Source organism: Burkholderia sp. AU30280 (genome assembly GCF_020420125.1).
Classification (GTDB): domain Bacteria; phylum Pseudomonadota; class Gammaproteobacteria; order Burkholderiales; family Burkholderiaceae; genus Burkholderia.
Genome location: NZ_JAIZRY010000006.1, coordinates 266,725 through 291,331, shown reverse-complemented (window position 1 = coordinate 291,331; position 24,607 = coordinate 266,725). Strand labels below are relative to the sequence as shown.

The window sequence follows — 24,607 nt, the reverse complement described above, 5'->3', positions numbered from 1 at the left end:
ACCATGACGAATCTTTCTCGACGCAAGATGCTGGCGGGAACCGCCGGCGCTATTGCCGCCGCGGGTATCGCGGTATCGGCCAAGGCCGCCTCGTTCGGCAATCCGGACCGCCCGCCGGAAGGCGCGATGAATGCGCGCAACCGCCAGAGCCTGACCGACCCGGGTCCGAAAAATCCGGCAATCGCCAATCAATTCCCGTCTTTTCAGGATCCGCCGGCCACCGATATCAACGGCATGCCGTTATTCTGGGCTTCGTTCAATAATGCGCATAAACGCATTCAAAATGGCGGATGGGCGCGCGAAGTCACGCAGGACGATTTCGCGATTTCCGAAACCATTTCAGGCGTCAACATGCGCCTCACGCGCGGCGGCATTCGCGAGATGCACTGGCACCAGCAGGCCGAGTGGGCCATCATGCTCGACGGCCGCTGCCGGATCACGGTGCTGGACGAGCTCGGGCGGCCATCGGTGCAGGACGTGAAAACCGGCGATCTCTGGTATTTCCCGCCCGGGCTGCCGCATTCGCTGCAGGGCCTCGGCACCGACGGCGCCGAATTCCTGCTCGCGTTCGATAACGGCCGCGCCTCCGAATTCAACACGTTGCTGTTGACCGACTGGATCGCGCACACGCCGCCCGATGTGCTCGCGCTCAACTTCGGCGTGCCCGCCGACGCATTCAGGAACATTCCGCTCGACAACCTGTGGATCTTCCAGGGCGACGAACCGGGTCCGCTCGCGCAAGCGCAGCGCGCGTCGGCGTCGTCGGCCGGGGCGCCGCCGCATCCGTTCATCTTCTCGCTCGGCGACATGAAGCCGGTCAGGAAGACCCGCGGCGGCGAAGTGCGGATCGCGGACAGCACGAACTTCAACGTGTCGACCACCGTCGCGGCGGCGCTCGTCACCGTGCACCCGGGCGGCATGCGCGAGCTGCACTGGCACCCGAACGCGGACGAATGGCAGTACTACCTGCAGGGCGACGCACGGATGACCGTATTCGACACGGGGCCGAAGGCGCAGACGGCCGACTTCCGCGCGGGCGACGTCGGCTATGTGAAAAAGAGCCTCGGTCACTACGTGCAGAACACCGGCAGCACCGACCTGGTGTTCCTCGAGATCTTCAAGACCGACCGCTATGCGGAAGTGTCGCTGTCCGACTGGCTTGCGCATACGCCGCCGCAACTCGTCGAAGCGCACCTGAACCTCGCGCCGGACGTGATCGCGCAGTTTCCGCGCAACCGCCCCGACGTCGTGCCGCTGTAACGCCGCCGCCGTCGCGGCCGGCAGGCGGCACGCCGGCCGCGGCGCCCGAACTTCAGGAAGCCTTCCTCATTCGAACGGAACCTCACCATGATTCCCGTCACGAGCAAACCTGCCGGCGGCTTCGCGCTGCCGGGCCGGCCCACCGGGCACACCGACGGCGCCGCGCGCGCCGCGCTGGAAGGGCGCCGCACCGGCGTCGCCGCGCTGCTGCCGTTCGTCGGTCCGGCCGTCATCGCGTCGATCGGCTACATGGATCCCGGCAACTTCGCGACCAACATCCAGGCCGGCGCCGCGTACGGCTACCGGCTGCTGTGGGTCGTGCTGGCCGCGAACGCGATCGCGATGCTGTTCCAGGCGATGTCCGCGAAGCTCGGCATCGTGACCGGCCGCAATCTCGCGGAGCTGTGCCGCGACCGCTTTCCCGCGCCGGTCGTGTGGGGCATGTGGGTCGCGTCCGAGATCGCCGCGATGGCGACCGACCTCGCCGAATTCCTTGGCGGCGCGCTCGCATTCGGGCTGTTGTGTCACCTGTCGCTGTTCGCGGGGATGATCGCGACGGCGCTCGCGACCTGCGCGATCCTCGCGCTCGAAAAGCGCGGCTTCCGGCCGCTGGAGGCCGCGATCGCGGCGCTGGTCGGCGTGATCGGCGCGTGCTATCTCGGCGAACTGCTGATCGCGCCGCAGGACTGGCACGCGGCCGTGTTTCACCTGGTCGTTCCGCAGATCCCGGATCATGCGGCGCTGACGATCGCGGTCGGGATCATCGGCGCGACGATCATGCCGCACACGCTGTATCTGCATTCGGGGCTCACGCAGGATCGCACCGCGCCGCGCAACGAGGCGGAGCGGCGGCGGCTCGTGCGTTTCTCGAACCGCGAGGTGGTCGTCGCGCTCGGGCTGGCCGGGTTCGTGAATCTCGCGATGGTGATGATGGCGTCGTCGGCGTTTCACGCGAGCGCGCCGGGCATGACCGACATCGGCGCCGCGTATCACACGCTGATCCCGGTGCTCGGGCCGGCGGCCGGCGTGCTGTTTCTCGTCGCGCTGCTGACGTCGGGCGTGTCGAGTTCGGTGGTCGGCACGATGGCCGGGCAGGTCGTGATGCAGGGCTTCATCCACCGCCGCGTGCCGGTCTGGGTGCGGCGCGCGGTGACGATCGCGCCCGCGTTCGCGGTTGTCGCGCTCGGCTGCGACGTCACGCGCGCGATGGTCGCGAGCCAGGTCGTGCTGAGTTTCGTGCTGCCGCTGCCGATGATCGCGCTGCTGATGCTGTCGGCGCGCGCGGACGTGATGGGTGCTTACGCGATGCGGCTGCCGCTGCGGATCGTCGCCGGGGCGGCGACGGTCGTGATCGTCGGGTTGAATGCGTACCTGGTGTGGGCGGCCTTCAATTGAACGGCCGCGGCCGGCGCCTACTGCTGCATGTCCGGCGCCTCGCGAAGCCGCCAGATCACGTTGCACTGCTGGCCGCCGAGGCTCGTCGAGCGCAGCGTGATGACGGTGCCGGCCACGATCCGATACCAGAAATGCGCCATCAGCTCGGTGCCTTTGCGCTGGGGCTGCCCGTCGACCAGCACTTCGCACAGCAGCGGCGACGGCGAGCCGGACGGATGCGTGACGTAGACGTTCAGCCGCGCGATGTCGCGGGTCGCGGTGAACACGGCTTCGTGGTTTCCGCTGCCGATCAGCATCGTGCCGCCCGGTTCGTCGATCGCCTGCAGATAGGCGCCGGCGCTTTCCTCGATCGCCGCGGCCGCGACGGTCAGCCCGGCCGAGCGCAGGTAGTCGGCCGCCGCGATGCGCGCGGCCACCGCGTCGGATTGCACCGGCGTGCCGTCCGACAGCGCGAACGGCACGCCGTCGCGTAGCGCGGCGTCGGTGTGGTTTGCGTAGTAGCGCCAGCGGTCGAGGAAGCGGATATCGCCGGTCATGTGCAGCGCGCGGATCGGCTCGCCGTGATACTGGAGCGTCGTCGTGCCGTCGCTTGCGTCGAACGCCTCGTGAATGCCGTACTTGCTGACGAAGTTCTGGACCGGATCGAGCAGCGCCGTTTCGCCTTGCGCGCTCCACAGGTGCAGGAACGTCGTATCGATCCCGAAGCATTCCTGGAAATCGGTGCCGATGCGGGCAATGCAGTCGCGCAGATGGCTGGCGTAGCGCGCCCACGCGTCCGCGGTCCCGGCGACGAGCCCGGCCTGCAGCGCACCGCCGTGGCGCGCGCGGACTTCGTCGACGACGAGACGCCAATGAGCGTCGCGCCGCTCGCCGATCAGCGGCGTGACGACGAACGTGCAGAACAGCGGGTCGGGGCACGCGTGGATCCGGTCGTCGCCGATCTGCGAGAACAGGTCGAACTCCGCCGCGCAGAACCAGATGTCGGCGTCGTACAGCGCGAGCTTGCGGATCTGCGGGTTGCGGGCGCAATACTCGGCGGCCTCGATGAAGCGGCCGAGCGGCAGCGCATATGCGCCAGATGCTTCGATCACGTCGATCGACTGGCTCGCCAGGATCCGCCGCTTGCGTTCGGAGAGCCCGTAGCCGATCACCGCGATCCGGCCGTCGTAGCCGGTGTGCCGCAGCGACAGCAGGAACGGTACGAGCATTTCGTACCATGCGCGGTTGTTGTCGTTGATCGCCACGCAGACCGCGTGCTCGCTCTAATGCATGTGTTTTCCCCGGTGGGCCTGCCCGGCTCAGTAGCCGACGTGGCGCTCGCAGACGACCGCGCCGCAACCGCGGCTGTCGTGATACGTAATATGAAACTGCTTGTTGTCCCACAGCCATTGGAACACGGCTTGGTACACGCCGGCCGTGGTCATGTCGTGCAGCACGATCTTCTTGCGTGCCAGCGGGCCGAAGCGGTTCAGTTCGCGAGCGTCTGCTCGTACGTGTGCGTGGTGTCGATGAACAACAGGTCGGATGCCAGCGGCTCCATCGCGAGATCGTCGGCGATCCTGAATTCGAAGTCGACTAACAGGTCTTGCGCGGCCTGCTCCAGTTCGCGCCGGATGTGGAAGTGCTCGTCGGAGATGTCGACCGACACGAGGCGCTTCGGTTGCGCGGAGCATGAAGGCCGTCGTGGTCAGCCCGGTAAACACGCCGAGCTCGAGGATGGTGTCGCAGCCGATCGCCGTTTCCGTATAAAAGTCGAAGCGGGAAGGGCTGTCACCGAGCCAGCCGATCGGTTCGATCTTGTACTGCAGGAATTCCATTCTCAGTTGTTGTAGCGTGCGCATCCGTTTTTCCTTCGCGTAGCGAACTCGGTGGTGGGTGCCATCGCCGGGACCAGCCGGCCCCCGCGGCGCCGGCCATTGTAGATCGCCGGCCGCCGCACGGCCTAGCGCCGACGCGGCGGCTTGCGGCGGCTTGCGGCGGCTTGCGGCGATTACCCGCGCGCCGGCATGGCCGGCCGCGCGGGCAGCCCCGATTACTTCGCGAGCGTGCGGTATGACACGAGATCGTTGATCGGCCCGATTTCCGGCCCGGTCACGCCGGGGCGCGTCGCGACCTGCACGACCTTCTCGAACATGATGATGAACGGCGAGTTCGCGAGCACGGCCTTCTGCAGCGCTTCGTAGCGCTGTGCGCGCTTCGCGGGCGACGGCTCGACGAGTGCGGCCTCGGTGTCCTTCGTCAGTTGCGGAATGTCCCAGCTGTTGCGCCACGCGAGCATCTTCGTCGGCGACTGGTCGGAGTTGTCGGGATTCCACGCGAAGCCGCGCGCATTGCTGTTCGGGTCCATGTAGTCGGGCGACCATTCGCCGACGAAGATGTCGTGCTGGCGTGCGCGGTACTTGCCGATCGCCTGCTTTGCATCACCCGGAATCAGCTTCACGCGGATGCCGCCCTGCGCGAAGTTCGCCTGCAGCGCCTGTGCGATCTCGAGGTACGGATAGTCGTTCGGCATGTCCATCGTCACGTCGAAGCCGTTCGGCAAGCCGGCCTTGGCGAGCAGCGCCTTCGCCTTCGCGACGTCCTGCTTGTACGGCCGCGCGTTCGACGCGCCGAGGAAGCCTTCGGGCAGGAAGGTCTGATGCACCTTGTAGGTCGTGCTGACGATGTTGCGCTGGATGCCGTCGTAGTCCACGAGCCATTTCATCGCCTGCTGCACCTCGGGTTTCGCGAGGTTCGGGTTCTTCGTGTTCAGGCTCAGGTACAACAGCGCGGACACCGGCCACGACGCGACCTTGATCTTGCCGGCCTTCGTCAGCGCGGCGAGGCTGTCGGGGCTCAGGTTGCGAGCGGCGTCGGCGTCGCCGTTCTCCAGCAGCAGCCGCTGCGCGGACGCTTCGGGCACGTGACGCAGCACGACGCGCTTCATCGGGTACGGCGTGCGGTACTTGTCGAAACGCTGCAGCACGATGGTCTCGTTGGGCGTCCACTTGACGAGCTGGTACGGGCCCGAGCCTGCGTCGTTGGTCCGGAGCCAGCCGCTGCCGAAATCGTTGCCCTGCTGGTGCGACAGCAGCAGCTTCTTGTCGAAGACCGATGCCGGGCACGCGCTCAGCACGTTGAGCACGAAGCTCGGCGCGTACTTGCGGTCGGTTTCGAGCACGACGGTCTGCGCATCGACCACACGCACCTTCTGCATCACGTTCGCCTTCGTGAGACCGAGATCGGCGAGCACGCCGGCCGGCCCCTTGTCGAGCAGGATGGTGCGCTGCAGCGACCACGCGACGTCGTCGGCGGTCACCGGGTTGCCGGAATGGAACGTGAGGCCGGGGCGCAGCTTGAACGTGTAGGTCACGCCGTCGGCGCCGACCGTCCACGATTGGGCGATCTGCCCGTCGAAGCGAGTCGGGTCCTTCAGGTCGACCCGCACCAGGCGTTCGTAGGTGTTCGCGACGTACTCGGACGGCACCAGCTCGTAGATCCCGCTCGGGTCGAGGGTCGTGAATTCGCCGAGCTGCGTGGCGACGACGAAGATGCCGGGCGGCGTGGCCGCCTGTGCCGGCCATGCCGGAACAAGCGCGACGAGCGCGGCGCTGACGAACAGCCGGGACAGCAGGTGCTTCATGCGGGCTCCGTTGAAAGGAAATCGTGGCTGCGATTCTCTCATCGACGGCCGCCCGGATGAAAATATTCGGCGTGCGCGCCGGCGGGCTGGCGCGCGGGAGCGAGCCGGGCGGACGCCCGGCATCGGCGGGTTCGGATCAGATCGCGCAGCGCGCGATCGCGAAGCGCATCGCTTCCTCGGCCGGCTCGTTGCCCGAGCCGCGCACGACCTTGATGACCGAGCCGTTGCCCGACGGCGTCAGCGTGACGAAGTACGAGTTCGAGCCGACGGCGATGTCGGTCACGCCGTTGTGCTGCGACTGCTCGGTGCCCGACAGGCGGCTGTCGAGGCAGTTGGCGATCGCGTAGGCCGGGCGTTGCGACGACACGTAGATCATCGGCGCTGCGCCGGAGGAAGCGGCCGAGTCGGGCGAGGGTGCGGAACCGCAGGCGGCGAGCAGGGCGGCGGGAAGAAGCAGCAGGAATCGTTTCATGGTCGGTCGTCGTGTGTCTCGTATCGAGGCTGGGGCGCGGGGTAGGCGAAACGCGAGGCTTCGCGACGAAACCGCCCGGAATCGGGCCGTTCTTGACGGTCGATACGGCCGGCGGCTGACGTCGGAGTATACCCGCAGCGTTTGACGCGATTCGGGCGTTGAAACGATTCGATACAACAAGCACCCGCTGCCGGGCGGCGGCAGCGGGCGTTCAGGCGATGGCGACTGGGCGCTTGCCGGCGTTACTGGCCGATCTTGTTGCTGACCGCATTTTCCTGCTGGTTCAGCACGTGCTGTTCGCTCTTCGTAATGTGGCTGTGATCCTGCGCAGCCATGTCCCGCTCTTCCTGGCGGATCTTGCGGTCGTCACGGTGCAGGCGCGCGGCCTGGGCGTGCGACATCTCGCCTTCCTTCACTTCGTGATGGATCCGGCGATTCTGGTTTGCGAGGCGCTGGTTGACCTCTTCGCGGCGCGGATGCGCCTGTTGCCACGGCGTGTCGGCGAACGCGGTGCCGGTCAGCACCGACATCAGGGTGGCGGCAATCGCGAGATGGCGGGTAAGGGCTCGCATGGTGTTTTCTCCTGTCGTTGTGCGTCCGGATCGTGGGCGCTTGTCCAAAAAACGCGGAGGGGGCCCCTGCTGTTGACGTTTCTGCCTGTATCGATTGCAAGTCTTTGTTACGTCGGGGCGTTGCGGCGCGGGCCCCGCGCGTGCCGCGCGAGGCCCGGCCGTCGCGCATGCGGATCAATGCGCGCCGGCGGCCGCCGCGTCGGCGTCGCCGCCGCCCGAGCGCGTGGGTTTCGTGATCCAGATCAGCGGAATGATCGCGATGAAGATGATCGCCGACACGTAGAAGATGTCGTTCAGCCCCATCACGGCCGCTTGCGAATCGACCGATGCGTTGAAGAACGCGAGCGCCGAATCGGGGCCGAGGTGCAGCAGCGAACGCGTGGTGTCGACGTGCTGCGCGAAGGTCGGGTTGGTGACGCTCGCCTGTTCGGTGAGCCGCACGTGATGCAGGATCGTGCGGTCGTTCCACGCGTTGCTGATCAGCGACGTGCCCACCGCGCCGCAGAACGTGCGGCCGAAGTTCGACAGGCCGGCGGCGGCGGGGATCTTTTCCGGCGGCAACCCGGACAGGATGATCGACGTCAGCGGCACGAAGAACATCGCCATCGGGATGCCCTGCAGCAGCGTCGGCAGCACGAGATCCCAGCGCGACACGTCGGTGTAGAAGGTCGTGCGCATCATGAAGACAACCGCGAAGCCGACGAACGCGAGTGTCGCGATGTAGCGCGGGTCGGTGCGCGGCAGCAGGCGCCCCATGACCGGCGTGAGCAGGATCGCGAACAGCCCGAGCGGCGCGGTGGCGAGCCCCGAGTCGACCGCGCGGTAGCCGAGATAGCCCTGCATCCACTGCGGCAGCAATACGAGCGTGCCGAAGAACATCCCGTACGCGACCGAGATCGCGATCGTGCCGCCTGCGAAATTGCGCTGCGTGAAGAGCCGCAGGTCGACGATCGGGTTGGTTTCGTAGAGCTCCCACACGAGGAAGAACGCGAAGCCGATCAGCGCGACGATGCCGAGCGCGACGACGACGGGCGAGTTGAACCAGTCGAGATCCTTGCCCTTGTCGAGCATGATCTGCAGCGATGCGACCCACAGCACGAGCAGCAACAGGCCGACCGTATCGATCGGCATGCGTTTCGTGGCCGATTCGCGGTCGCGGAACACGATCCACGTGACGGCGGCCGCGAAGAAGCCGACCGGGATGTTGATGTAGAAGATCCACGACCAGTTGTAGTCGTACGTGATCCAGCCGCCGAGCGACGGCCCCGCGATCGGGCCGACGAGCGCCGTCATCGACCACAGCGCCAGCGCGCTCGACGATTTCCGCCGCGGCCACGCGCCGAGCAGCAGCGCCTGCGACAGCGGCGCGAGCGGCCCGGCGACCGCGCCCTGCAGGATCCGTGCGGCGAGCAGCGTCGGCAGGTTCGGCGCGATCCCGCACAGCCACGACGCGAACACGAACAGCAGGATCGACGTGACGAACAGGCGTACCTGGCCGAAGCGCTGCGTGAGCCAGCCGGTCAACGGAATCGACACCGCGTTCGCCGCCGCGAAGATCGTGATCACCCACGTGCCTTCGTCGACCGACACGCCGAGGTCGCCCGAGATCGTCGGAATCGCGACGTTCGCGATCGACGAGTCGAGCACGTTCATGAACATCGCGAGCGATACCGCGATCGTGCCGATCGCGAGGCGGCCGCCCGATAACGGGGCCGAAGATGACGGAGTGGACATGCGTTTCCTGCGTAAGGGGCGTAACGGATGCGGCCCGTTGCGGCGGGCACGCACCGCCGCGCGCGGCCGCGCACGCGCGCGAACGCGGCGCAGGCGCGGCTGCTGAACGGAAGTGGGCACGGCGCGCGCAGCGCAGCCCGGTGGATGGGGCCGATGCGTGCGACGTGCTGCTCGATCGGATGCATGAAGCCGTGGCGGGCTTCGGGAGGCGGGATGCGGCCGGTCAGGAAGGCGGGACGCGCGTGACGCGCCTGCGGGCAGCGCTCAGGCGGCTGCCGTCGCGTGTGGAATGATTTTGCATGGCGACAGGCTAACGATGTGGCGAGCCGCCATCAACACGGGCCGGCTCATCAATCGATTTCGCTTGCCGCAACAATCGGTGTGCGAACCGTGCGGGTTACGGCGCGGTGCGCCATCCCGTGAACACCTCCGCCAGGAAATCGACGAACGCGCGCACCTTGCTGTCGAGGGTCGCGCGTCGCGGATACAGCACGTGCAGCTCGACGTCGTCGGTCCGGTGCCAGTCGGGCAGCACGATTTCGAGTTCGTTCCGCTCGAGCCGGCGGGCCGTGTAGTGCGTCGACACCAGCGCGATGCCGCCGCCGCCCGCGGCCTGGCGCAGCACCGTCATCGATTCGTTGGTGATCAGCACCGGCCGCACCGGCACGTCGGCCACGTCGCCGGCCGCATTGGTGAGCCGCAGCGTCAGGCCGGGCGCGTCGCGGCCGACGAGCAGCAGGTCGTGCCGCGCGAGATCCTGCGGCGTGGCGGGCCGGCCGGCGCGGTCGAGATAGGCCGGGCTCGCGGCAAGCTTCGCCTGCGACCAGCCGAGCGAGCGCGCAATGTAGCTGGAATCGGTCAGCACCCCCGCGCGCAGCGCCACGTCGAAGCCGTGCTCGACGAGATCGAGCGGGTTGTTGTCGTAGATCAGCACGAGCTGGACCAGCGGGTAGCGCCGGCGAAACTCGGCGAGCGCCGGCTCCAGTTCGAACAAGCCGATCGAGTAGGGCACCAGCACGCGCAGCATGCCCTCCGGCGCCGTGCGCAGCGCGCGGGCCTGCCGGTCGGCGTCGAGCAGGATGTCCTCGGCGCGCAGGCAGCGCTCGTAGTAGTCGCGTCCGGCCTCGGTGACGGAGACGCGGCGCGTGGTCCGGTACAGCAGCTGGACGCCGAGATCGTCCTCGAGCTGCTTGACCTTGCGGCTCACGCGGCTGAGCGGCATGTCGAGATGCGTGGCGGCGGCGGTGAAATTGCCGCGCTCGACCACGCGCAGGAATATCCGGATGCTTTCGAAGTCCATACGGGGTGCGTCAGTGTTCGACCTGCGCGCATCTTACCTTCGCCGGCCGAATCGCTCCGCGCGGCGGCGATTATCCTGCCAGGAGCAATAACGCATCCTGTCCGCGCCTCTTAGTGGCGGCGGCGCGCCCCCGTATGCTCGCCGCATGAAATTCGCCTTGCCTCCTCTGCCGCCGTTCGCGACCGTGCGCACCGCGCTGCGCGACGCCCGGCCCACGCTGCCGCCCGGCGCCCTTGGCTTCGCATTGCGCAATACGGCCGCGTCGCTGCTCGCGCTCTACATCGCCTTCCGGATGAATCTCGACGACCCGAAATGGGCCGCGTCGACGGTGTGGATCGTCGCGCAGGGTAGCCGCGGAATGGGTTTGTCGAAGAGCCAGTACCGGATTCTCGGCACCGCGATCGGCGCGGCCGTCGCGCTCGTGCTGACCGGTGCGTTCGCGCAGACGCCCGAGCTGTTCCTGCCGGCGCTCGCCGCGTGGATCGGCCTGTGTGCGGGCGTCGCGACCTTCCTGCGTAATTTCCGCGCGTATGCGGCGGTGCTCGCGGGCTATACGGCGGCCATCATCGCGATGGACGCCGTAGCCGCGCCGCTGCACGCATTCGACATCGCGACCGCGCGTTTTCTGTACGTGGTGGTGGGCATCCTGTGCGGCGCGGCGTTCGAGACGGTGTTCGCACCCGGTTCGCCGCTGGCCGACGTCCGTACGCGGCTCGCGCGCTATCTGGACCGCGCAGTGGCCGTCGGCGCGGGTGCGCTGCGCCGCGAGCCGAACGGCGCGGCCGTGCACCGGCTGTTCGCGGACGCGCTCGAACTCGACACGGCGGCCGAGTATGCGGCTGCCGGCGCGCCGCCGGTGCGCAACGCGATCGGCCATCTGCGCGCGGCGGTGCTGGGCGTGCTGTCCGCGCAGGCTGCGGGGCAAGCGCTGCACGAGCACGCGGCGCGCAGCGGCGGCACGCCGGACCCGCTGGTCGCCGATGCCGCGCAGGTGCTCGACGGCGTGGCGGCGTCGGGCGCAGCAGGCGCCGAGTTGACCGCATTGCGTGCGCGCGTGGACGCCGCGGTGCGCGCCGAGGCCGCCGAGCCGGCCGGCTCGGACCCGTCGCGCCTGCTCACGCTCGACCGGCTGGCGGTGCTGCTTGCCGGTTTCGACGCCGCCTTCGCGGGCAAGGCGCAGTTGGACCGGCCGAACCCGACGGCGTCGCCCGTGCGCTACGCGTTCCACCACGATCCGGTGCTCGCTTGGCACAACGGGATTCGCGCGTTCATTGCGGTGCTGGTCGCCTCGGCGCTCTGGATCGTAACCGCGTGGCCGTCGGGCGCCGGGTTCGTCGCGATCACGGGCGTGGTCTGCGCGCTGTTCTCAACGCGCCCGAACTCGGTGGGCGCCACCGTCGGCTTCCTGAAAGGGGCGGCTTGCGCGGCGGTCGCGGGCGCCCTCTGCAATTTCGTGCTGCTGCCGGCGGTGTCGGGCTTCGAGATGCTCGCCTACATCCTCGGCGTGTTCATGATCGGCACGGGCATCGCGATGCGCAATCCGCGCACGGCCGGCATCGGCAGCGGCTTCTCGATCTTCTTCTGGAATTTCACGTCGCCGGACAATACGGCGCGCATCGGCGACGCCGCGTTTCTCAATTCGGCGCTCGCCACGCTGCTTGGCATCGCGTTCGGGGCACTGGTGTTCGCGCTCGTGTTTCCCGGCGATCCCGGCACGAGCCGGCGGCGCCTGCATCGCGCGGTGCGCGACGATTTGGTTCGCATCGCACGCAATCCACGGGCGTTGCGGGCGAGTGCGTGGCTGAGCCGCACGGCCGACCGTCTCGGGCGTGAACTCGGCTTCGCGGGCCGTCTGTCGCCCGCTCTCATCGAGCACGACCTGCGCGATCTGCTAGCGGCCTGGACGATCGGCGACAGCCTGCTGGCGTTGGCGGAACTGGCGGCACGCGAGCCGGCGGCGCGGCGAGCGGTTGCGTTGGTGCGGGCTCGGGTAGGGCGCGCGGATTTCTCGCGGCTGGCGCGGGCCGGCAACGCGGCAGCCCATGCGCTACTGCGGCGTGTGAAGGAGGTCGACAGCGACGACGGCCGCGCGCTGCTGCGCGGCGCGGTGTTGCTCAGCACGATCGCCGAGACGGCGGCCGCGCACGATGGCTTCCTGCGAGGCCGTCAGGAATGATGGAGCGCCCGGCGTGCGTCAGCTGAGGCGATAGGCCTTGCCCGGCGTCACTTCCGCCGGCAGCGGCTCGCGGTTCAGTTCGAGCAGCGTGCGCTCGATCTGCCGCGTCATCGCATCGAGTGCGAGATGGTTCGGCCCGTCGCCGAACGGCTCGGCGATCGCATGTGCGATTGCGTCGAGCGCGATCAGCGTATAGGCGACGAACACGGTGACGAACGGCGTCGCCGCGCCGATCGAGTCGACGAGACCGAACGGCAGCAGCACGCAGTACGCGTAGATGGTCCGGTGCAGCAGCACGTCGTATGAAAACGGTATCGGCGTCGACGCGATCCGTTCACAGCCGCTCACCATCGATACCAGATCGTCGAGACGCGCGTCGAGCATCCACAGCCGCGTGTCGGAGAGGTGGCCCGCATCGGCGCGCACGGCGAACGCTTCGCGCAGCGCGTGCACGATGACGACCGGGCGGAACCGCGACGCGGCGATGCGCGCGTAGGCGGCGCCGTCGAGCAGCCCGCGCAGGTCCGCGGCCGGATCGGTGCCGCGCAGCTGATGCTTGAGCGCATAGACGTACGCGACGACAGTCCGCACGAAGGCGCGCCGCGATGCATCGTCACGGTCGACCGCACCGTAGCAGAGCGCCTGCGACACCAGCGTGCGCGAGGCGGTCAGCACGCCGCCCCACAGTTGCCGGCCTTCGCGGTAGCGTTCGTAGCTCGCGTTGTTGCGAAACCCCGCGAAGATCGCGAGCGTGAGGCCGATCAGCGTGAACGGCGTCGGGTTCAGCGGCACCTTCTCGCCGAGCACGCGGCCGCCGCCCCATACCGCGACGAGGCTGATCGCGAGCGTCAGCACGAGCTGCGGCAGGATGGTCGGCAGCACCGAGCCGTTCCAGACGAGCAGCATCCGCAGCCAGTGCTCGCGCGGACGAACGATCATCGCCGCGCTCCGTCAGGCGGCGATCGACGCCGGCGCGGCCGCGCGATGCAGCAGCACCGGAATCGACTTCGACGTCGGCGTGTTGCACACGTCGCCGACGCTGTCGAGCGGCACGAGCGGGTTCGTTTCCGGGTAGTACGCGCCGATGCAGCCGCGCGGGATGTCGTATTCGACGAGCAGGAAGCCGTCCGCGCGCCGCTCGATGCCGTCGTGCCACACGGTTTCCATATCGACCCATTCGCCGGCCTTCAGGCCGAGCATCGCGAGGTCGTCGCGGTTCGCGAACACCACGCGGCGCTGGCCGAACACGCCGCGATAGCGGTCGTCGAGCCCGTAGACGGTCGTGTTGTACTGGTCGTGCGAGCGCGTCGTCATCAGCGTCATCAGCCGTTCGCCGTGCAGTGCGCGGGCGCGCTGGATCGGCGTGTCGGCCGGCAGTGCGTGCGCGATGAAGTTCGCCTTGCCCGTCGGCGTGAGCCATTCGCGGTCGCGCGACGCCACGCGCAGGTGGAAGCCGCCCGGCCGCGCGATGCGCGTGTTGTAGTCGTAGAAGCCGTCGAGCGTCGCCTCGATCGCGTCGCGGATCTTCGCGTAGTCGTCCTTGTAGGCCAGCCAGTCGATCTTGCCGCTGCCGAACAACGCGTGGCCCATGTGCGCGACGATCGCGGGCTCCGACATCAGGTTCGGCGACGCCGGCTTGTTCATCCCGTACGACACGTGGACCATGCTCATCGAATCCTCGACCGTCACGCCTTGCGCGACGTTGTCCTGCAGGTCGATCTCGGTGCGGCCGAGCGTCGGGAGGATCAGCGCGTCGCGGCCGTGGATCAGGTGGCTGCGGTTCAGCTTCGTCGTGATGTGCACGGAGAGGTCGCAGCGGCGCATGCCTTCCCACGTGCGCGGCGTGTCGGGCGTCGCCATCGCGAAGTTGCCGCCGAGGCCGATCAGGACCTTCACGTGGCCTTCGAGCATCCCTTCGATCGTCTCGACGACGTCATAGCCATGATGGCGCGGCGGCTCGAAGTCGAACACGCGGCCGAGCCGGTCGAGGAACGCCTGCGACGGCTTTTCCTCGATGCCGACCGTGCGGTTGCCCTGCACGTTCGAGTGACCGCGCACCGGGCACAGGCCCGCGCCGGGGCGGCCGATGTTGCCGCGCATCAGCATCAGGTTCGTCAGCATCTGCACGGTCGCGACCGAATGCTTGTGCTGCGTGATGCCCATGCCCCATGTCGCGATCACGCGCTCGCTGCGCGCATAAAGCTGCGCGAGGCCGTCGATCTGTTCGTACGGCACGCCACTTTCGGCCGTCAGCGCGGACCAGCTTTCGTTGCGCAGGTCGTCGGCGAACGCGTCGAAGCCGGCCGTATGCTCGCCGATGAACGCGGTGTCGAGCACACGCGGCGCACCGGCGGTGCGTGCGGCGTCGTCGAGTTCGAGCACGCGCTTGGCCATCCCCTTGATCAGCGCGAAATCGCCGCCGATCGTCGGCTGGATGAACGTCGACGCGATCTTCGTGCCCGACATCGTCAGCATCTCGAGCGGGCTTTGCGGATCGGCGAAGCGTTCGAGGCCGCGTTCCTTCAGCGGGTTGATCGACACGATCGTCGCGCCGCGCTTCGCGCACTCGCGCAGTTCGCCCATCATCCGCGGGTGGTTGGTGGCCGGGTTCTGGCCGAAGATCAGCAGCGTGTCCGCCTGTTCGAAATCGTCGAGCGTGACGGTGCCCTTGCCGACGCCGACCGACGCCGGCAGCCCGCGGCTCGTCGCCTCGTGGCACATGTTCGAGCAGTCGGGGAAGTTGTTCGTGCCGTACAGCCGCACGAGCAGCTGGTACAGGAACGCTGCTTCGTTGCTGGCGCGCCCGGACGTGTAGAACGCGGCCTGGTTCGGGTCGGGCAGCGCGCGCAGGTGGCGCGCGATCAGCGCGAACGCGTCGTCCCACGCGATCGGCACGTAGCGGTCGGTCTGCGCGTCATACACCATCGGGTCGGTGAGCCGGCCGTGCTGCTCGAGTTCGAAGTCCGACTGTTCGAGCAGCTCGGTGACCGTGTGCGCGGCGAAGAATTCGGGCGTCACGCGCTTGCTCGTCGCTTCGGCGGCGACCGCCTTCACGCCGTTTTCGCAAAATTCGAACGTCGACGCGTGCTGGCGGTCGGGCCATGCGCAGCCCGGGCAGTCGAAGCCGTCCGGCTGGTTCTGGCGCAGCAGCGTACGGTAGTTGCCGCCTGCGACCTTTTCCTTGATCAGGTTGATCGTGACGGCTTTCAGCGCGCCCCAGCCGGCGGCCGGGTGGGTGTACGGTTCGATGCGCGCGGTGGCGGATTTCTTTTTCATGATGCAGCGGGTGTCGGGGTCGATGCGTGCAGAGTACGTGCGGCACCCGTCCGGCTGTGTGTACACCTGTCCACTTCAAAAAAGAGTACAGTTGCCGCCATTCAGGCAGTGCGGATCGCAACTGTGTTGTTGAAGGGAAGTTGAAAGGAAGGCGCATGAAGCGTTACGAACAACTGGCCGACGATCTCCAGGCGCAGATCGAGCGCGGCATGTACCGGCCCGGCGAGCGGATTCCGTCGGTGCGGCAGGCGAGCCGGCAGCAGCAGCTCAGCGTCACGACCGTGCTGCGCGCGTACCTCGTGCTCGAAAGCCGCGGCCTGATCGAGAGCCGGCCGCAATCGGGCTATTTCGTCCGCGCGCGCGCAGCGGCGCCGGCCGAGGCCGAGCTGCACATGTCGGCGCCGGCCGCCGAGCCGTCGGCCGTGGACGTGAGCCGTCTCGTGCTGTCGACGCTGCGCTCGATCGCGCGCGACGACGCGGTGCCGCTCGGCTCGCCGTATCCCGATGCGTCGCAGTTTCCGGTGCAGCGTCTCGCGCGCTATGCGCAGACGATCGGCCGCCGCCGCACGCGCTGGGGCGTGATCGACGATCTGCCGCCCGGCAACCAGGAGCTGATCCGGCAGATCGCGCGTCGTTATGCGGAGCGCGGGATCGCGGTCGAACCCGGCGAGATCGTGGTGACGATCGGCGCGACCGAGGCGATCAACCTGTGCCTGCAGGCCGTCGCGAAGCCGGGCGACACGATCGCCGTCGAATCGCCGACGTTCTACGCGATGCTGCACGCGATCGAGCGGATGGGCATGCGCGCGCTGGAAGTCGCGACGCATCCGGGCGACGGCATCGATCTCGACGCGCTCGAACGGATCCTCGAGCGCGAGCGCATCGCCGCGTGCATGGTGATGCCGAATTTCCAGAATCCGCTCGGTTTCCAGATGCCCGACACGCGCAAGCGCGCGCTCGTCGAACTGCTGGCGAAGCACGGCGTGCCGGCGATCGAGAGCGATGTCTATCACGAGCTGTACTTCGGCGACACGACGCCGAGCGCGCTGAAGTCGTTCGACCGCGACGGGCTCGTGCTGCATTGCGCGTCGTTCTCGAAGAGCCTGTCGCCGCGCTACCGGATCGGCTGGGCGATGCCGGGCCGCTACCGCGACCAGGTCGAGAAGCTGAAATTCCTGAACACGCTGGCCACGCCCGCGATCGAGCAGCTCGCGATCGCCGAGTACCTGAAACACGACGGCTACGATTTCCACCTGCGGCGCATGCGCAAGCAGTACGCGCAGCAGGCGAGCCTGATGAGCGCGATGGTGCGGCGTTTCTTTCCGGAGGGCACGCGGCTGTCGCAACCGCAGGGCGGGTACGTGCTGTGGGTCGAGCTGCCGCCCAAGGTCGACGCGATGAAGCTGTATGCGCTGGCCCTCGCGCAGCGGATCACGGTCGGCCCCGGGCACATGTTTTCGGCCGGCACCGACTACCGGCATTTCATCCGGCTCAACTACAGCTATCCGTGGTCGCGGCAGATCGAGGACGCGTTGAAGGTGCTCGGGCGGCTCGCGTCGGAGTGCGCGGCGCGCTGAGTGCAGGGGGCCGCGCGGCAAGCGGCGGTCGACGACCGGCCGCCGTCGCGCGCATCAACCCGCGTGCGGCGCGGGCAGCCCGGTTTGCGCGGCGCCGGCCATCTGCCGCATGTCGAAGCCCGACGGGTGCTGGTACACGCGCAGTCCGAACTCGGGCAGCACGGCGATCAGGTGATCGAACAGGTCGGCCTGGATGGCCTCATAGTCGACCCACGTCGTCGTGTCGGTGAAACAGTACAGTTCGAGCGGAATGCCTTCGGCGGTGAGCGGCAGTTGCCGCGCCATGCAGGTCATGTCGCGGCGGATGCGCGGATGGCCTTTCAGGTAGTTCGCGACATACGCGCGGAACGTGCCGAGGTTCGTCAACTGGCGGCGGTTCGCCGCACAGTCGCCGGCCGCGCCGAGCGTGCCGTTCCATTGCTCGATCGCGTCGACCTTGTCCTCGAGATAGTCCTTCAGCAGCGTCAGGCGCTCGAGCCGCTCGATCTCGTCGTTGGCGAGAAAGCGCACGCTCGTCGCGTCGACGAACAGCGCACGCTTGATGCGGCGTCCGCCCGCTTCGGTCATCCCGCGCCAGTTCTGGTAGCTCTCGGTGATCAGCTTCCAGGTGGGCACGGTGATGATCGTGTGATCGAAGTTCGCGACCTTGACGGTGTTCAGCGTGATGTCGATCACGGTGCCGTCCGCGCCGGCCGACGGCATCGTGATCCAGTCGCCGATCCGCAGCATGTCGTTCGACGACAGCTGCACGCCCGCGACGAGGCCGAGCAGCGTGTCCTTGAAGATCAGCATCAGCACCGCGGACATCGCGCCGATGCCGGACAGCAGCAGGCCGATCTGCTTGCCGGTCGCGTCGCCGATCACGACCAGCGCGGCCGTGATGAACATCACGAGCTTGACGAGCTGCATCGCGCCTTTCAGCGACAGGCGCGGCTGGTCGCGATGGTGCGTGCGATGCGTGTGTTCGAGCGCGGACAGCGTCGCGCTGATCGTCATCGACACGAGGAACACGAGCAGCGCGAACAGCACCTTGTCGGCGACCTGGGCGACCTGGGCGGCCTTGTCGGGAATGCCGGGCACTGCGCCGAGGCCGAGCTTGATCACGACGAACGGGACGATGCGGTTCAGCCACTTGAACGCGCCGAACTCGAACAGCGCGTCGTCGACGCGCGTGGCGGAAAGCCGTGCGAGCCGCGCGACCACGCGGAACAGCAGGAAATGGACGACGGCGGTGATCGCGCCGGCGGCGGCGAGCAGGATGAGGATGCCGACGAGCGGCGCAAACCAGGATTCGTTCAGGGTCATAGGGGCGAACAGGGGCCTTCTCGTGCGTTGAATCGGCGCCGCGGCGCGGCGCGCGCCCGGTGAAGGGCACATGAAAGGGACCGTGATTGTGCCATCGGGTTCCAGGCAGGTTGCCGTGGATGCCGGGTGCGCGGCTCCCGAACCTCCTCACCATTGCGCAGGTCTCCTCTGTAATCGGGTGACGGCGGGTGATGAAAGCGCATCACCGCAAGCCGCCGCACGTGCGTGTGGCGGCTTGTGTTGCGCACTGGCCGGGGCGCGGCCGGGCCCCGCTGCGGCGGGCCTTTGCGCTTCGATGCGCGAGAACGGCGATCCATGCAATCATGCGGACGTCGCATGGATCGTCGGTGCGCCGTTCGTCGTTGCATGCGGCCCGTCGCCGACGGTGAGCGACACGCGCCTCCTTCGCGCACTTGCCATGCGATGCCTGTCCGGGGCACGATGCGCGAACGACTTTGCGAACCACGTCACCCCGTATTCACGCATTCCACGCATGCAAGATTCCAACGAAAGCCGCCCGTCGGGCGCGCGGCTGCTGAAAGGCATCCTCCCGATCCGCCGCGGCGGGGCCCTCCGCGACATATTCGCGGGCCTTTCGCTCGCGTCGATGGACATCCCGCAGGTGCTCGGTTATGCGCGCATCGCCGGCATGCCGGCCGTCACGGGCCTCTATACGGTGTTCCTGCCGCTCATTGCGTTCGCGTGCTTCGGCGCGTCGCGCCATCTCGTGGTCGCCGCCGACTCCGCGACCGCGACGATCTTCGCGAGCCGGCTGTCGTCGATGGCGCCGGCCGGCAGCGCCGAGTATGTGGCGCTGGCCGGCATGGTCGCGCTACTGACCGCCGCGATGCTGCTGCTCGCGCGCATCTTCAAGCTCGGTTTTCTCGCCGATTTCCTGTCGCGCACGGTGCTGGTCGGCTTTCTCGCCGGCGTCGGCGTGCAGGTGTCGATCGCGATGCTCGGCGACATGCTCGGGCTGGCCGTGCCGTACCCGGCGTCGCGCAGCCTGGCGCAGCTCTTCTACGTCGTCACGCATCTCGTCCACACGAACCGGCCGACGTTCGCGCTCGCGGCGCTCGTCGTCGTCGCGATTCTCGCGTGCAAGCGGTTCCTGCCGCGCGTGCCGATGCCGATGATCGCGGTCGCGGGCAGCATCGCGGCAAGCGCCGCGTTCGGATTCGCCGCACACGGCATCGCGGTGCTCGGGCCGGTCGCGGGCGGGCTGCCGCCGCTGCGCTGGCCGTCCGTCACGTGGCAGCAGTTCCTCGATCTCGTGCCGGTCGCCGCGTCGTGTTTCGTGATGATCATTGCGCAGAGCGCGGCCGCCGCGCGCGTGTTCGCGCAGCAGTACGACGAGGAGGTCGACACCAACGCCGACATCCTCGGCCTGGCGGCCGCCAACGCGGCTGCGGCGGTGGGCGGCGCGTTCGTCGTCAACGGCAGCCCGACCCAGACGGCGATGGCCGACGGCGCGGGCGTGCGCAGCCAGATCGGGCATCTCGCGTTCGCGGCCGTGGTGGCGGTGGTCCTGCTGTTCTTCAGCACGTATTTGCAGTACCTGCCGCATGCGGTGCTGGCCGGCATCGTGTTCACGATCGCGCTCGGGCTGATCAACCTGCGCAGCCTCGCCGCGATCCGCAAGGAAAGCCCCGGCGAATTCACGCTCGCGCTGGTGACGGCCGTGGCCGTCGTGACGGTCGGCGTCGAGCACGGCATCCTGCTGGCCGTCGCGCTGTCGCTGATGCGTCACGTGCGCCACAGCTACCAGCCGCACACGATGGTGCTCGAACCGGTCGAAGGCAATGGACGATGGCAGCCGGTACCTGCAAGGCGCGGCGCGATGACGGCACCGGGGCTGATCGTCTACCGGTTCGGCTCCGACCTGTTCTTCGCGAATGATCATCTGTTCACGGCCGAAGTGACCGAGCTCGTCGATGCGGCGCCGGTGCCGACGCGCTGGTTCGTCGTCGATGCGGGCGCGATCACCGACATCGACTATTCGGCCGCGCGGACGCTGGCCGACCTCGTCGGGATGTTGCACACACGCGGGATCGGCGTGCTGTTCGGGCGGGTCAACCGCTATCTGCGCGCGGACATGGATCGTCACCGGATCACGGAGATCGTCGGCGCGTCGTGCATCTTCCCGACGCTGCATCAGGCACTGGAGGCCGCCGGTACGACGGTGGCGCCGCAGGAGCCGGGCACCGTCTAACGGGAACCGGCGCTACGCGGCAGCCCGCAAGCGCGCGAAGCCGTTGCGCAGGTGGCGGACGAGTTCCGCCGCGGCCGGCGTGCGCTGGCCGCGCGGCAGGTGCAGGTTGATCGCGAAGTTCGGCAGTGCGGGCAGGCCGCTGCCGGCCGGCAGGATATCGAGGTCGGCCGGTACGGTCGACGCAAGCCAGGCGGTCACGGCGAGGTCGGAGCGCACGGTCGCGGCCGTCGCGTCGATGCTGCCGTTCTCGAACACGGTGCGCCACGCGCGATCGCAGCCGCGCAGCGCGTCGAGCACCGTCGGGCGGAACGCGCAGGTCTGCGCGACCAGCGATACGGGCAGCGGCGTGTTCCGGTACGCGGTGCCGCCTTTCGCGCCGACCCAGACCAGGCGGTCGACGGCGATGCACTCGCCGCGCGACGGCCCGACCGGCGCCTCGATCAGCGCGACGTCGAGTTCACCCTGCGTGAGCCCCTGGCGCAGTTCCGGCGATGCGGCACACACGAGCGTGAGCGCGACCTGTGGATGCGCCTGCGCATAGCCTTTGAGGATCGGTGCGAGACAGCTGCCGACGAGATCCTGCGGCGCACCGAGGCGCACGGCGCCTTCGACCGCGCCGGCCGTCATGTCGGTCAGCAGCGCATCGTGTAGGGCGAGCAGCTGGCGCGCCTGCCCGAGCAGCCGCTCGCCGTCCGCCGTGAGCAGCAGGTTGCGATGCTCGCGGACGAACAGCGGGCCGGACAGCGTTTCGAGCCGTGCGACCTGCTGGCTGATCGCGCCTTGCGTCAGGTGCAGCGCGCGGCTGGCCGCCGTCATGCTGCGATGCTCGGCGACCGTGACGAAGGCGCGCAGCAGCGCGATGTCGAGATTGCGTACCATGCGATACATTATGAATGCTAATGGCAGGCATAAAAAGCTTTCGCTGTCGTAATGGGAGGATCGCGGGTAAAACGGGGGCATCGACGACGACAACCGGGAGCTTCCGTGCCGTTCCGCGACTACCTGCCGCTGATGCTGTTCGTGATCGTGTCCACTGTGACGCCGGGCGGCGCGACGACGCTCGCGACCGCCTCGGGCGCGCATTTCGGCTATCGGCGTTCGCTGCCGCTGATGGCCGGAATCTCGGCCGGCCTGGCGTCGATGGCCGCCGCGGCTGCCGCCGGGCTCGGCGGCGTGCTGCTGGCGCTCCCCGCGTTGCAACTCGCGATGAAGGCGATCGGTTCGGTGTACCTCGTGTGGCTGGCCGTGCGTATCGGGCGCGGCGGCAAGCCGCGGCTCGATGCCGCCGTGCATCGGCCGCAGGGGTTCGTCAGCGGCGTCTGGATGCTCTGGCACAACCCGAAAGGCTGGGCGATGACGCTCGGCGCGGCCGCGTCGTTCGCCGCGCTCGCCTCCGGCCCGGCCCGGCTCGGCGTCTTGCTCGGGCTGGCGTTCGGGGTGGCCGCGATGGCGTCGCTGTCGCTCTGGTGTTTCGCCGGGCTGCTGTTCGCGCGTGTGCTGCGCACGGAGCGGCAGTGGCGCTGGCTGAATGCCGGGCTCGGCGCGCTGCTGGTGGTGTCGATCGTGCCGATGTGGCTGCCGTAGCGATGCCGCGCGCGCGGCGCGGCGTGACGCAGCGTTCGCGGTCAGCGCGAACCGGCGCGCGCGGTGCCGGTGGGTTTCCCGTCCGCACCGGCCGACCCCAACGGCAGCCGCAGCGTCGTGACGAAGCTCGCCGCGTGCAGCACGCAAAGCAGGCCGAACGCCCAAGCATACGCGTTCGCCTGCGTGCCGCCGCTCGCCACCGATTCGACCTGCAGCCGCCACGCGAGGAACAGCGTGCAGACAGTCGTGAACGTCGGGCCGCCGAGACGCTGCACGATATTGAGCGAGGTCGTCGCCATCGGCAGGTTGCGGCGCTCGACCGACGCATACGCGGCGGAAATCGACGGCGCGCCGATTGCGCTCTGGCCCATGCCGCGCAGAAACAGCGCCGGCACGAGCAAGTACGGATCGTAGCCGGTCAGCGCGAGGAACACGAACGGCAGCGTCGCGAACAGCGCGAGCAGCGCGCCGGCGGCAGCCAGCCGCCGCACGCCGAACCGGCTCGTCAGCGCACCCATCGACGGGTAGGTGACGAGCATGCCGAGGCCCATCGGCGCGAGCAGCCAGCCCATTTCGCCAGGCGTGCGGCCGCAGGCCTGGATCAGGAATACCGGAATCAACATCTGGCCCGCGAACAGCGCGCCGTTCGACAGGAACTGCGTTGACGCGGCCGCGCCGAACACCTTGCCGCGAAACAGCGCCAGGTCGATCAGCGCATGGTCGCCCTGGCGCGTTTCGACCCGCAGGAACGCCGTGAGCAACAGCGCGGCCGCGACGATCGCCGCGATGCCGAGCGCTTCGTTGATCCGTTCGATGCCGTACAGGAACAGCACGAGCCCCGGCGACAGCAGTGCCAGGCCGACCCAGTCGAGTTTGCGCGGCTGCGTGTCGTCGCGGTCGCCGGGCAGGAACCGCACGGCCAGCGCGAGCGCCAGTATGCCGACGGGCAGGTTCACGAGAAACAGCCAGCGCCACGATGCGTGCTGCAGGATCGCGCCGGCGACGACCGGGCCGAGGATCGGCGCGAGCAGCACGGGCACGGCCGCGTAGCCGATCACGCGCGCCATCTGCTGGCCGGCGACGCGCGCGATCATCATCTGCGCCATCGGCGCGAGCAGCCCGCCGCTCACGCCTTGCAGCACGCGGAATGCGATCAGCGACGGCGCGGACCATGCGAGCCCGCACAGCGCCGACGTGAGCGTGAACGCCGAGAAGCACCACAGATACAGCGCCTTCGCGCCGATCCGGTCGACGAGCCAGCCGTTCAGCGGCAGCACCAGCGTGAGCGCGAGCAGGTAGCCGCTCGTCACCCACTGGATCGTCGCGAGGCTCGCGTGCAGGTCGGTCGCGAGGCTCGACAGCGACACGTTGACGATCGTCGCGTCGAGCTGCGACAGCAGCGAGCCGAGTACCGCGACCGCGCTGACCTTCCAGATCGACGGATCGGGCTGGCCGCCCGCGTGGCCTCGCGCCGGCCGGGCGCGCGGGTCGCTCACGCGCCGCGCCGGTCGAGCAGCGCGACGATGTCCTGCGTCGTGCCCGTCTCGCCGAGGCGCGGGAACAGCCGCTCGACGCTGTTCGCATGCCTGTCCGCGTCGAGGTCGGTCATCGCGTCGACGGCGAGCGTCACGTTGTAGCCGAGTTCGTGCGCCTGCCGTGCGGTCGATTCGACGCCGATGCTCGTCGCGACGCCGGCCAGCACGATCTGCGTGACGCCGGCCGCCTTCAGGTGCGCGTCGAGGTCGGTGCCGGTGAATGCCCCCCAGGTCTTTTTCGTTACGAGGTGATCGCCCGGCTGCCGGTTCAGTTCGGGCACGAGTTCGGTCCAGTCGGCGGGAAGCGGATCCACGCGCACCTGCTGCTGGGTGCGACCCGGAGCGCCGCCCGCGACGTTGACGAGCACGACCGGCAGGCCGCGGTCGCGGAATGCGTCGAGCAGTGCGCGGGCGTGCGCGATCACCGGTTCGACCGGATGCGCGGTGGGGAGGGTGACGATGCCTTTCTGCAGGTCGATGACGACGAGCGCCGTGTTCGTGTCGAGACGGGTTGCGCACATGATGGGACTCCGTGGAAGGGACGAGGAAAGCCGTGAGCGCGAATGCCGTGGGGCGCGCTGGCCGGA

General features: G+C 68.6%; 20 protein-coding genes. 6 read left to right on the top strand and 14 right to left on the bottom strand.

The features are described from left to right. Positions 1-3: 3 nt before the first annotated feature. The gene (locus tag LGN17_RS16400; RefSeq protein WP_226197729.1) at positions 4-1,260 is read left to right on the top strand and encodes an oxalate decarboxylase family bicupin; all 1,257 of its coding nucleotides are present in this window, start codon (positions 4-6) and stop codon (positions 1,258-1,260) included. Positions 1,261-1,347: 87 nt separating this feature from the next. Then, a complete protein-coding gene (locus LGN17_RS16395; RefSeq protein ID WP_226197728.1) occupies positions 1,348-2,655 on the top strand; it encodes an Nramp family divalent metal transporter in 1,308 nt (435 codons plus the stop codon). Between the two features lie 17 nt (positions 2,656-2,672). Here the strand turns inward: LGN17_RS16395 and LGN17_RS16390 are convergent, their stop codons facing one another. From LGN17_RS16390 to LGN17_RS16355, 8 genes are all read right to left on the bottom strand, one after another. After that, the gene (locus tag LGN17_RS16390; protein WP_226197727.1) at positions 2,673-3,899 is read right to left on the bottom strand and encodes a hypothetical protein; all 1,227 of its coding nucleotides are present in this window, start codon (positions 3,897-3,899) and stop codon (positions 2,673-2,675) included. A gap of 54 nt (positions 3,900-3,953) precedes the next feature. Further along, positions 3,954-4,091, bottom strand: coding sequence for a hypothetical protein (locus LGN17_RS16385; RefSeq protein ID WP_226197726.1), 138 nt, complete (start codon positions 4,089-4,091; stop codon positions 3,954-3,956). 32 nt (positions 4,092-4,123) lie between these two features. Then, the gene (locus LGN17_RS16380) at positions 4,124-4,303 is read right to left on the bottom strand and encodes a hypothetical protein (protein WP_226197725.1); all 180 of its coding nucleotides are present in this window, start codon (positions 4,301-4,303) and stop codon (positions 4,124-4,126) included. Between the two features lie 384 nt (positions 4,304-4,687). Then, the gene (locus tag LGN17_RS16375) at positions 4,688-6,277 is read right to left on the bottom strand and encodes an ABC transporter substrate-binding protein (protein ID WP_226197724.1); all 1,590 of its coding nucleotides are present in this window, start codon (positions 6,275-6,277) and stop codon (positions 4,688-4,690) included. 136 nt (positions 6,278-6,413) lie between these two features. Beyond that, positions 6,414-6,749, bottom strand: a complete 336-nt coding sequence (locus LGN17_RS16370; protein WP_175968549.1) for a sugar ABC transporter ATPase — start codon at positions 6,747-6,749, stop codon at positions 6,414-6,416. A gap of 242 nt (positions 6,750-6,991) precedes the next feature. Further along, positions 6,992-7,321, bottom strand: coding sequence for a hypothetical protein (locus LGN17_RS16365; protein WP_226197723.1), 330 nt, complete (start codon positions 7,319-7,321; stop codon positions 6,992-6,994). A gap of 174 nt (positions 7,322-7,495) precedes the next feature. Further along, a complete protein-coding gene (locus LGN17_RS16360) occupies positions 7,496-9,055 on the bottom strand; it encodes a DHA2 family efflux MFS transporter permease subunit (protein ID WP_226197722.1) in 1,560 nt (519 codons plus the stop codon). A 397-nt stretch (positions 9,056-9,452) separates the two neighbouring features. Beyond that, positions 9,453-10,355, bottom strand: a complete 903-nt coding sequence (locus LGN17_RS16355; RefSeq protein ID WP_226197721.1) for a LysR family transcriptional regulator — start codon at positions 10,353-10,355, stop codon at positions 9,453-9,455. A 145-nt stretch (positions 10,356-10,500) separates the two neighbouring features. Here LGN17_RS16355 and LGN17_RS16350 point away from each other — a divergent pair, with 145 nt between their 5' ends. After that, positions 10,501-12,531: an FUSC family protein gene (locus LGN17_RS16350; protein WP_226197720.1), complete on the top strand. Its 2,031-nt coding sequence runs from the start codon at positions 10,501-10,503 to the stop codon at positions 12,529-12,531. Between the two features lie 18 nt (positions 12,532-12,549). Here LGN17_RS16350 and LGN17_RS16345 read toward each other — a convergent pair whose 3' ends face one another. Both LGN17_RS16345 and LGN17_RS16340 read right to left on the bottom strand, forming a co-directional pair. Beyond that, positions 12,550-13,470: a bestrophin family protein gene (locus LGN17_RS16345; RefSeq protein WP_226197719.1), complete on the bottom strand. Its 921-nt coding sequence runs from the start codon at positions 13,468-13,470 to the stop codon at positions 12,550-12,552. 12 nt (positions 13,471-13,482) lie between these two features. Next, positions 13,483-15,807 (bottom strand): FdhF/YdeP family oxidoreductase, encoded by a 2,325-nt coding sequence (locus tag LGN17_RS16340; RefSeq protein ID WP_226197718.1) that lies wholly within the window; start codon positions 15,805-15,807, stop codon positions 13,483-13,485. A gap of 155 nt (positions 15,808-15,962) precedes the next feature. On the opposite strand from LGN17_RS16340, the gene LGN17_RS16335 reads away from it, so the two are divergent. Then, entirely contained in the window at positions 15,963-17,384 is a 1,422-nt protein-coding gene (locus LGN17_RS16335) for a PLP-dependent aminotransferase family protein (RefSeq protein ID WP_226197717.1), read from the top strand. Positions 17,385-17,438: 54 nt separating this feature from the next. Here LGN17_RS16335 and LGN17_RS16330 read toward each other — a convergent pair whose 3' ends face one another. Next, on the bottom strand, positions 17,439-18,689 hold the full coding sequence (locus LGN17_RS16330; protein WP_226197716.1) for a mechanosensitive ion channel family protein: 1,251 nt from the start codon (positions 18,687-18,689) through the stop codon (positions 17,439-17,441). Positions 18,690-19,182: 493 nt separating this feature from the next. On the opposite strand from LGN17_RS16330, the gene LGN17_RS16325 reads away from it, so the two are divergent. After that, positions 19,183-20,901: a SulP family inorganic anion transporter gene (locus LGN17_RS16325; protein ID WP_226197715.1), complete on the top strand. Its 1,719-nt coding sequence runs from the start codon at positions 19,183-19,185 to the stop codon at positions 20,899-20,901. Positions 20,902-20,913: 12 nt separating this feature from the next. Here LGN17_RS16325 and LGN17_RS16320 read toward each other — a convergent pair whose 3' ends face one another. After that, positions 20,914-21,789 (bottom strand): LysR substrate-binding domain-containing protein, encoded by an 876-nt coding sequence (locus tag LGN17_RS16320; protein ID WP_226197714.1) that lies wholly within the window; start codon positions 21,787-21,789, stop codon positions 20,914-20,916. 42 nt (positions 21,790-21,831) lie between these two features. Here LGN17_RS16320 and LGN17_RS16315 point away from each other — a divergent pair, with 42 nt between their 5' ends. Then, complete coding sequence (locus LGN17_RS16315) at positions 21,832-22,485, top strand: LysE family translocator (protein WP_226197713.1); 654 nt, start codon at positions 21,832-21,834, stop codon at positions 22,483-22,485. A gap of 41 nt (positions 22,486-22,526) precedes the next feature. Here LGN17_RS16315 and LGN17_RS16310 read toward each other — a convergent pair whose 3' ends face one another. After that, a complete protein-coding gene (locus LGN17_RS16310) occupies positions 22,527-23,981 on the bottom strand; it encodes a DHA2 family efflux MFS transporter permease subunit (protein WP_226197712.1) in 1,455 nt (484 codons plus the stop codon). After that, positions 23,978-24,541 carry an isochorismatase family protein gene (locus LGN17_RS16305; RefSeq protein ID WP_226197711.1) on the bottom strand — a complete coding sequence of 188 codons (564 nt, stop codon included), beginning with the start codon at positions 24,539-24,541 and terminating at the stop codon, positions 23,978-23,980. Before LGN17_RS16305 ends, LGN17_RS16310 begins: the two co-directional genes overlap by 4 nt. Positions 24,542-24,607 lie beyond the last annotated feature (66 nt).